This is a genomic window from Halomonas sp. BC04, from assembly GCF_000568385.1.
The window spans coordinates 1-7,329 of record NZ_AZQX01000339.1 but is presented as its reverse complement, the minus strand read 5'-3'; the positions used below and the strand labels follow the sequence as shown (position 1 = coordinate 7,329).

The following is a 7,329-nucleotide window of genomic DNA, read 5'->3' as shown; positions in this document are numbered from 1 at the left end:
GGGCTTACGTCTGGCGCCAGCCCTGCGGCCAGCTCCGCCGCTACGGCAGCCCCCAGTGAACGCCCGAAAAACACGATCTCCTCGGCCGGGACCTCGGCCTCCTCGACCAGCCAGCGCCAGCTGGCCCGGGCATCCCTGGCCGTTCCGGCTTCCGATGGGCTGCCCTCGCTGCGGCCATAGCCCCGATAGTCGATGATCAGCACCGACAGGCCAAGCCGGTTGAACTGGCGAATCGAATCCAGGCGATGGGAGATATTGCCGGCATTGCCGTGAAAGAACAGCAGGCTGCCGCGTGGTTCATCGGCCGGTATCCACCAGGCATCCAGCGTCAGCCCATCCTCTGTCTCGAGATCGACCTGCTCCCACGCCATGCCACGGTCCGCCGGCGTCCCAATGTGTTCCCGCCCCATGTGCGGCAGGTAGAGCAGGCGGTCCTGGAAGAACCAGGCCAGCGCCACCACGACGGCATAGATCGCCGCGAGGGAAACGAGGATACGCAGCATTCGCTAGCCTCCCTGCCCGCCAGGCACCAGGCCATCGAGCACCTCGCGGATCTCGTCAGCGTCCAGTGTTTCACGCTTCTCCAGCGCCTGTGCCAGCGCATCCAGCGCCTCGCGGTACCGTTCCAGAAGGCGGCGGCCATGGGCCTCCAGCTCGATCAGCAAGCGCTGGATCTCCTCGTCGACCAGGCCTGCCATGGCCTCACTGTGCTCACGGGACTGGGCCATTTCCTTGCCGAGAAAGACATGCTCCTGGCTCTCGGAAAACATCACCGGACCGATACGCTCGCTCATGCCCCAGCGCCCCACCATCCTGCGTGCGAGCCGGGTCGCCTGCTCCAGATCGTTCTCCGCCCCGCTGCTGACCTCATCGAAGACGATGGACTCGGCCAGGCGGCCACCGAACATCACGGTAATGCGATCACGCAGGTAGGCCTCGCCCTGGTTATAGCGCTCCTCATTCGGCACCTGGGCGGTCACCCCCAGCGCCCGGCCACGAGGCAGCACCGTGACCTTTTCCAATGGATCGGCCTTGGGCAACAAGTACGCCAGCAGCGCATGGCCCGATTCATGATAGGCGACGATGCGCCTCTCCTCCTCGGACAGCCCGGTATCCTTGGTCTCGCCTAGCAACAGGCGGTCACGCGCGTCGGTGAAGCAGGCCCAATCCACCTCCTGCTGTTCACGCCGGCCAGCCAGCAGGGCGGCTTCGTTGCTCAGGTTGGCCAGGTCCGCACCGGAGAAACCGATGGTGATCTCGGCCAGCCGCTCGAGATCGACATCCTCGGCCAGCGGCATTTCCCGGGTATGCACCTCGAGGATGCGTTGCCGTGCATCACGGTGAGGGTTCTCCAGGGTGATCTTGCGATCGAAGCGCCCCGGCCTCAACAGTGCCGAGTCCAGCACGTCCGGCCGGTTGGTGGCGGCCAGCACCACCACGGACTCCTCCACCTCGAAACCGTCCATCTCCGCGAGAATCTGGTTCAGCGTCTGCTCACGCTCGTCGTGTCCGCCGCCCATGCCGGCACCACGGGAGCGGCCGATCGAGTCGAGCTCGTCGATGAAGATCACCGCCGGCGCCTGCTCCTTGGCCTGCTTGAACAGATCCCGCACCCGGGACGCCCCCACGCCGACGAACATCTCGATGAACTCCGAGCCGCTGATGCTGAAGAAGGGAACCTCGGCTTCGCCGGCAACGGCGCGCGCCATCAGCGTCTTGCCGGTACCGGGCGGCCCCATCATCAGGATACCCCGGGGGATCTTCGCCCCCAGGTCGAGAAAGCGGGTCGGCTCCTTGAGGAAGTCGACCACCTCCATCACCTCCTGCTTGGCATTCTCCGAGCCGGCCACATCGGCCAGCCTCACCCGGCTCTCCTCGCTTCGAACCTGGCGAGCCCCCGACTTGCCCATGCTGAAGAAACCGCCGCCCGACATGGTGCGCTGCTGCATGCGATTCCAGAACCAGAACAGCAGGCCCAGAATCAGGATCCACGGCAGCGCCCCCACCAGGATGCGCTGCCACCAGGGCGGGTCCACCGGCCTGGCGGAAATGTGTACCTGATTGGCCTCCAGGCGTTCGAGCAGCCGCTCGCCCTCTACATCCGGCCGAGTGGTCGCGAAGGTTTCCACCCCCTCGGCCTCCTGGGCTTCCTGGCCCGCTTCGGTGAAGAGCCCCTCGATCGACTGGCCACGTAGCGTCACCTCCTCCACATGGCCCTGGTCGACGGCCTGGATGAACTCGGAGTAACTCAGCTCGACCTGTGCCTGCTGCTCGGCCGCATCGATGAAATGGAAGATCAGCAGGATACCGATCGCAAACCAGAGGAACAGTACCCACTGCGGGCGCTGCGGGTACTGTGCCTTGCCGTCGCCGGGGCCCGAATCCAGGTCGAGGGGAGAGCGCGGCTGGCGAGACTCCCCAGGGTCTCTATCAGGCTTCTCCTTCGGTGACCTCCACTGTTTCCACTGGCTCATGACAGGTCCATTGCTCATGAATGTCACCCTGACCATGGCAATCCCAAGCGGCCTTTGCAAGGTCGCTCGGCTCGGCCCCACTCCCCCGCACACGCGACTCCTGCACGGCAGCACGACCTTCACAGGAGCAAAATGAAAACAGGCAGAGGGCTCGACTACTGGCCGTCACCGAGGAAGGCCCGGTACGCGTCCCAGGCATCCTCGACTGCCGCGGCGTGGAAGCGCTCGCCATGCTCGACCCGCGACAGCGACGGGTCCGAGCCCATGCGACCATCGGGAAAACGACGACGAAACTCGTCGGCGTCGCACTGGGCGCTGCCCGAGGGCGCGATACGGGGCGACATGGCCACATCCTTGATCGCCTCGGGGCGAGCGAACCAGGAGAGCGACACCTCTGACGCCGTGGCATGCCCCCCTTCCGAATCGCCGTAGAGCGACTGGGCCAGCTCACGCACACGCGGTCCGGCGAACCAGTTGCTCAAGGTAAGATGCAGCGCACCCGACGACTGGCCATCGCTGCGCAGGCTGCGCTCGGAGTAGATCTCGGCGAAGGCCGCGTTGACGGTGGCAATATTGCCGCCATGGCCGTTGAGAAAGAACACATGGGTGAAGCCGTGACGCGCGAGGGAGGTCACGGTGTCGTGCAGCACCGCGATCAGGGTGCTGGGACGCAGGCTGATGCTGCCGGGAAAGGCCAGGTGGTGCTGCGCCATGCCCAGGCTCTGGGTCGGCCCCACCAGCACATCGTGGCGCTCGCCCAGCTCCCAGGCAACGGTTTCGGGGCAGATGGCATCGGTTCCGAGCAGGCCGTTCGGGCCGTGCTGCTCGGTGGAGCCGATGGGGATAATGATGCCGGTGGCGCGTTCCAGGTAGCGCTCGACTTCCTGCCAGGTGGCATGCTGCAACTTCATCTCTGTCTCCTTGGGCTGTCTGCACCCCAGTGTCGACAAATCTCACTGCCACCGCCACCAACGCTTGCCTGCCGATCTCCCCGGCAATCTCACCTCCCTGCTCAGGCTGGGCTCGTCGGCCCCCTCAGCCAGGGGATGCGCCGTCGGATCGACGCCACCAACCTGCGCATGGCAATGAGACGAATGCCATAGGCCAGGGCCAGCCCGGTGACGATAGAAAACAGCATCCCCAGGCCGACACGAAACATCAGTGCCGTGAAGAAGGCAGTGAGGACTGCCGTGACTATCTCTTCCAGGTGCCCCTGGATCCACTCTCTCTGTTCTTGCCTGATCATGGTGCGAACCGCCTGTATCCGGTCATGGTGGTTATAGGGCTCAGCCGGGAGTGCTGTCGCACCCCATCACGCCACCCTTCGCCCAGCTCTGGCCGTCCACCTCGCTGAAGAAGAGCTGAACGCTCTCCGGTTTCGCGCCGTAGACCTCGGCAAAGGCCTCGGTGATACGGCGCGCCAGCTCGCGCTTCTGCGCCAGATCGCGGGGAAACTGCTGAATGGTCACGATGGGCATCGTCGACTCCTGCGGAAACGGAGCCTCGTATGGTCGACCGAAAGGCGCCCCTTCGCAAGCAAATCAGGGGCGAGGCACAGCTATCGAAGTCACGCGGCGGTGATGTCAGTGACTGCCGGTTATTCAACTCATGGCTCATCGAGCTCGGGGTCGAGGTACTCCATGCGTGCCCACAGGCTGCCCTGAAGCAGGTCACAGCCCTGCTGTCGCAGATAGTCGGCTTGCTGGCGAGTGCTGATGCTGTTGGCCACGACCTCGAGGTCCAGTTCGTGCGCCATGCCGATGATGGAGCGAATGACCGCCTGATGGCGAGGGTTGTCGAGGCATTCACCGATGAACAGACCGCCGAGCTTGAGCGCGTCAAAGGGAAGGCGGCTCAAGTGCCCGAGAATCGAATAGCCGCTGCCAAAGCCATCCATCGACAGGCGCACGCCCTTGGCATCTAGCTGCTCGAGTACCTGGGCGACGCGCTGAATCTCTTGCATCAGGCCACTCTCCGTGACCTCGATTTCCAGCAACCTGGCGGGCAGGTTGCTGCTGGCGAGTGCGCCATCGACACGGTCGGGGAATTCGCCATCGAGCAGGCCTTCGATCGCGACAGGCACCACCACCCGCAGGCCGATGCCCACCTCGAACCAGGACTTGGCGTGCTGACAGGCATTCGTCAGTATCCACTGGCAGATATCGGCGAGCTGGCCATTGTCCGCCGCAGCGCCCATCCAGCACTCCGACTCCAAGACCCCGAAACGGCTCGACCGCCAGCGCGGCTGCGCCGACACCGCCACGACCTGACCGCTGCGAGCACAGAGCAGCGGACGATAAAGCAGTTCCAGTTCGTTACGTGCCAGGGCACCATGAAATGCTGCGCGCAGGGCCTGCTCCATTTGAGCGTGCGAGCCATGCCCGAGGTCCAGCGACTTCACCGGCTGCTGAAGCCGGACGACCTCGCGCAGTTGCTGCCCGGGCCTCAGCAGGCAGAAGTTCTCGGCCAGCAATACATGGGTATGGTGATCACAGATGGCATTGAAGGCGGCCTGGTCTTCGGGCCGGTCGAAATGACGCAGCTCATAGCCGCACAGCAGGGTAAGCGGTAGACGGTGGCAGGCCGCATGCCAAAGCGCCTCCAGCTGCACGGCAGCCATGGCATTGCCCTGAGCGCAGAGCAGGTCGACCAGCTCGCCGAAGGCTCGAGTGGGCGCAGGGCCGGCGGCTTCCACGGCGGCGAGGATGTGCCGGTTGAACAGCGCCTCGACCGGCATACCTTCCCGCATGATGGCCTCGAGCATGAGCTCGGCGTCATACATCACCAGTTGTCCGCCCGCCAAGGCGGCGTCAGTGTTCAGGCCACCGGCCGCCAGTCGTTGCAGCACGGCTGCCTGATGAGGGATCGTCAACAGCAACAGCAGGCGCTCGCCGGCATCGGCCCCAGCCCGGAGGTAGTCGGCCACGACATCGGCAAGGAAGGCTTCGTCCGCGTAGAACTGAACAGCATGGTCGTGCGGTTGGAATCGAGTGGCAAGCTGCTGCATGAGAAATCCGTTCTTCTGTATATGATCTAATCCGATCCTTTTTTATTAGAGCTTACTCAGAAAAAAACGGATCGCATTGTTGTTATTGCATGGCGTATATCCTGATATCACGCATTGAACTTTGGCGTCAAACACTGCCTGTAACTATTGGTTTTTACGAATGTTTCAATTAACAAATCAGCATACTTAGGGAGACATTTCTCAATGGCAACCCGCCACTGAAACGTCTAGTTTTCAAGGAGTGAATGGATTCATCAGGAGGGAAAAGCATGCCAGCCAAGTCCCAGGCACAGTAGATGGCCGCCGGCGCCGCCCTTTCCGCCAAACGAGGGGAAAAGAAGGCCAGTGAACTCGATGGCGCCGCCAGGCAGATGTACGAATCGATGGATGAGCAGGAGCTGGAGAAAATGGCCTCGGCCAAGCAGAAGAACAAGCCAAAGCACAACGCCAGATCCTGAGCGTGGCTTGAAGTCCTGAGTATGGCTTGATGCGAGGATATTTCAGTGGGTCCAACCCGGGCGGCTACCGCCCGGGGTCGTACCATGCGGGTTGAGGCTCAATCCTCCTCGTCACCCAGCTCGTTGCGGGCCAGCATGGCCAGGTGCTCGTCCTGCTCTTCCCGGGCATCCTCGATGACCGCCAGCAGGTCGTCGACATCCACCGCGGTGGTGTCGTAGGCAAAGCACCCCGTCAGCTTGCTGTCCGGATGCAATTCCCCCGCTTCATAGAGCGCCCAGATCTCCTTGCCGTAGTCTGTCTTGAGGAGTTCCGGCGCATAGCGTCCGAAATAGGCGCGCATGTTGTTGACGTCGCGCTCCAGCATCATCTCCGCACTATTGTTGCCGGCGGCATCCACCGCCTGGGGCAGGTCGATGATCACCGGACCATCGGGGGCCAGCAGCACGTTGAACTCGGAAAGATCGCCATGAATCAGGCCGGCACACAGCATGCGCACCACGTCGCCGATGACCTTGGCGTAATACACACGGGCCTGTTCAGCGGTGAGGGTGACATCGTCCAGGCGCGGCGCGGCAAAGCCCTCGGCGTCGGTAATCATCTCCATCAGCAGCACACCGTCGACGAAGCCGAAGGGCTTGGGCACCCGCACCTCCGCTGCTGCGAGCCGATAAAGTGCATCCACCTCGGCATTCAGCCAGGCCTGCTCCTGCTCCTTCTGCCCATAGCGGGACTTCTTGGCCATGGCACGGCCCTGGCGACTGTTGCGCACCTTGCGGCCTTCCTGGTACTGCACGGCCTGCTTGAAGCTGCGCTGTTTGGCCTCCTTGAAGACCTTGGCGCAGCGGAGCTCACCGCCGGCCCGCACCACATAGACCTGAGCTTCCTTGCCACTCATCAGCTGGGCGACGACTTCGTCGACCATGCCGTCTTCAACCAGCGGTTGTAATCGCTTGGGTATTTTCATATCACCACTTTGGCATATCGCCTTACGAGCGTATCGCCCTGCTGCATGTCAGCGGCTGACGCGCCGGGCGCGAAACGAACGCCCCTTGAGTTTTCCCGCGCTCAACTGCGCAAGCGCCGCCTTGGCGACCTCACGCTGCACGGCCACATAGGCACTGCGCTCCAGCACCTTGATCTTGCCAACCTGGTCGCCCCGGATACCGCCATCACCGGTCAGGGCACCCAGGATATCGCCCGGGCGCACCTTCTGCTTCTTGCCGCCATCGAGCTGCAGCGTAGCCATGGGCGGCGCCATGGGCTCACCCGACAGGACACGGCGGGATGGCAGCGTCTCCGTCACCAGCTGTTGGCCGAGAAACTCGCCGAGCCGCCCCAGGCGGTAGGCCTCCTGCTCACTGACCAGCGTACAGGCCACACCGGAGCTCC

Annotated in this window: 9 protein-coding genes; 1 reads left to right on the top strand and 8 read right to left on the bottom strand. The window is 63.4% G+C overall.

What is annotated here, in order from left to right; genetic code table 11:
* From Q427_RS22715 to Q427_RS22690, 6 genes are all read right to left on the bottom strand, one after another.
* Nucleotides 1-503 (bottom strand): alpha/beta hydrolase (locus Q427_RS22715; RefSeq protein ID WP_043517489.1); only part of this gene is annotated, 503 nt, incomplete at its 3' end.
* Nucleotides 504-506: 3 nt separating this feature from the next.
* Nucleotides 507-2,492, bottom strand: a complete 1,986-nt coding sequence (ftsH, locus tag Q427_RS22710; protein ID WP_231613865.1) for an ATP-dependent zinc metalloprotease FtsH — start codon at nt 2,490-2,492, stop codon at nt 507-509.
* A gap of 137 nt (nt 2,493-2,629) precedes the next feature.
* Nucleotides 2,630-3,385, bottom strand: a complete 756-nt coding sequence (locus tag Q427_RS22705; RefSeq protein WP_043517486.1) for a creatininase family protein — start codon at nt 3,383-3,385, stop codon at nt 2,630-2,632.
* A 101-nt stretch (nt 3,386-3,486) separates the two neighbouring features.
* On the bottom strand, nt 3,487-3,720 hold the full coding sequence (locus tag Q427_RS22700) for a hypothetical protein (RefSeq protein ID WP_043510957.1): 234 nt from the start codon (nt 3,718-3,720) through the stop codon (nt 3,487-3,489).
* A gap of 40 nt (nt 3,721-3,760) precedes the next feature.
* Nucleotides 3,761-3,952, bottom strand: a complete 192-nt coding sequence (locus tag Q427_RS22695; protein WP_043517484.1) for a tautomerase family protein — start codon at nt 3,950-3,952, stop codon at nt 3,761-3,763.
* Between the two features lie 128 nt (nt 3,953-4,080).
* Entirely contained in the window at nt 4,081-5,481 is a 1,401-nt protein-coding gene (locus tag Q427_RS22690) for an EAL domain-containing protein (RefSeq protein ID WP_043517482.1), read from the bottom strand.
* Between the two features lie 296 nt (nt 5,482-5,777).
* Here Q427_RS22690 and Q427_RS22685 point away from each other — a divergent pair, with 296 nt between their 5' ends.
* Nucleotides 5,778-5,939: a DUF3008 family protein gene (locus tag Q427_RS22685; protein ID WP_231613864.1), complete on the top strand. Its 162-nt coding sequence runs from the start codon at nt 5,778-5,780 to the stop codon at nt 5,937-5,939.
* A 98-nt stretch (nt 5,940-6,037) separates the two neighbouring features.
* Here Q427_RS22685 and Q427_RS22680 read toward each other — a convergent pair whose 3' ends face one another.
* Together Q427_RS22680 and Q427_RS22675 are read right to left on the bottom strand one after the other, a co-directional pair.
* The gene (locus tag Q427_RS22680; RefSeq protein WP_043517480.1) at nt 6,038-6,904 is read right to left on the bottom strand and encodes a PA4780 family RIO1-like protein kinase; all 867 of its coding nucleotides are present in this window, start codon (nt 6,902-6,904) and stop codon (nt 6,038-6,040) included.
* A 48-nt stretch (nt 6,905-6,952) separates the two neighbouring features.
* Nucleotides 6,953-7,329: DbpA RNA binding domain-containing protein (locus Q427_RS22675; protein WP_043517478.1), on the bottom strand; the 377-nt coding region annotated here is incomplete at its 5' end.

Excerpts from the sequence above, each read along its gene's own strand:
- ftsH (WP_231613865.1), bottom strand. The coding sequence starts at position 2,492 with ATGAGCAATGGACCTGTCATGAGCCAGTGGAAACAGTGGAGGTCACCG.
- Q427_RS22705 (WP_043517486.1), bottom strand. The coding sequence starts at position 3,385 with ATGAAGTTGCAGCATGCCACCTGGCAGGAAGTCGAGCGCTACCTGGAA.
- Q427_RS22700 (WP_043510957.1), bottom strand. The coding sequence starts at position 3,720 with ATGATCAGGCAAGAACAGAGAGAGTGGATCCAGGGGCACCTGGAAGAG.
- Q427_RS22695 (WP_043517484.1), bottom strand. The coding sequence starts at position 3,952 with ATGCCCATCGTGACCATTCAGCAGTTTCCCCGCGATCTGGCGCAGAAG.
- Q427_RS22690 (WP_043517482.1), bottom strand. The coding sequence starts at position 5,481 with ATGCAGCAGCTTGCCACTCGATTCCAACCGCACGACCATGCTGTTCAG.
- Q427_RS22685 (WP_231613864.1), top strand. The coding sequence starts at position 5,778 with ATGGCCGCCGGCGCCGCCCTTTCCGCCAAACGAGGGGAAAAGAAGGCC.
- Q427_RS22680 (WP_043517480.1), bottom strand. The coding sequence starts at position 6,904 with ATGAAAATACCCAAGCGATTACAACCGCTGGTTGAAGACGGCATGGTC.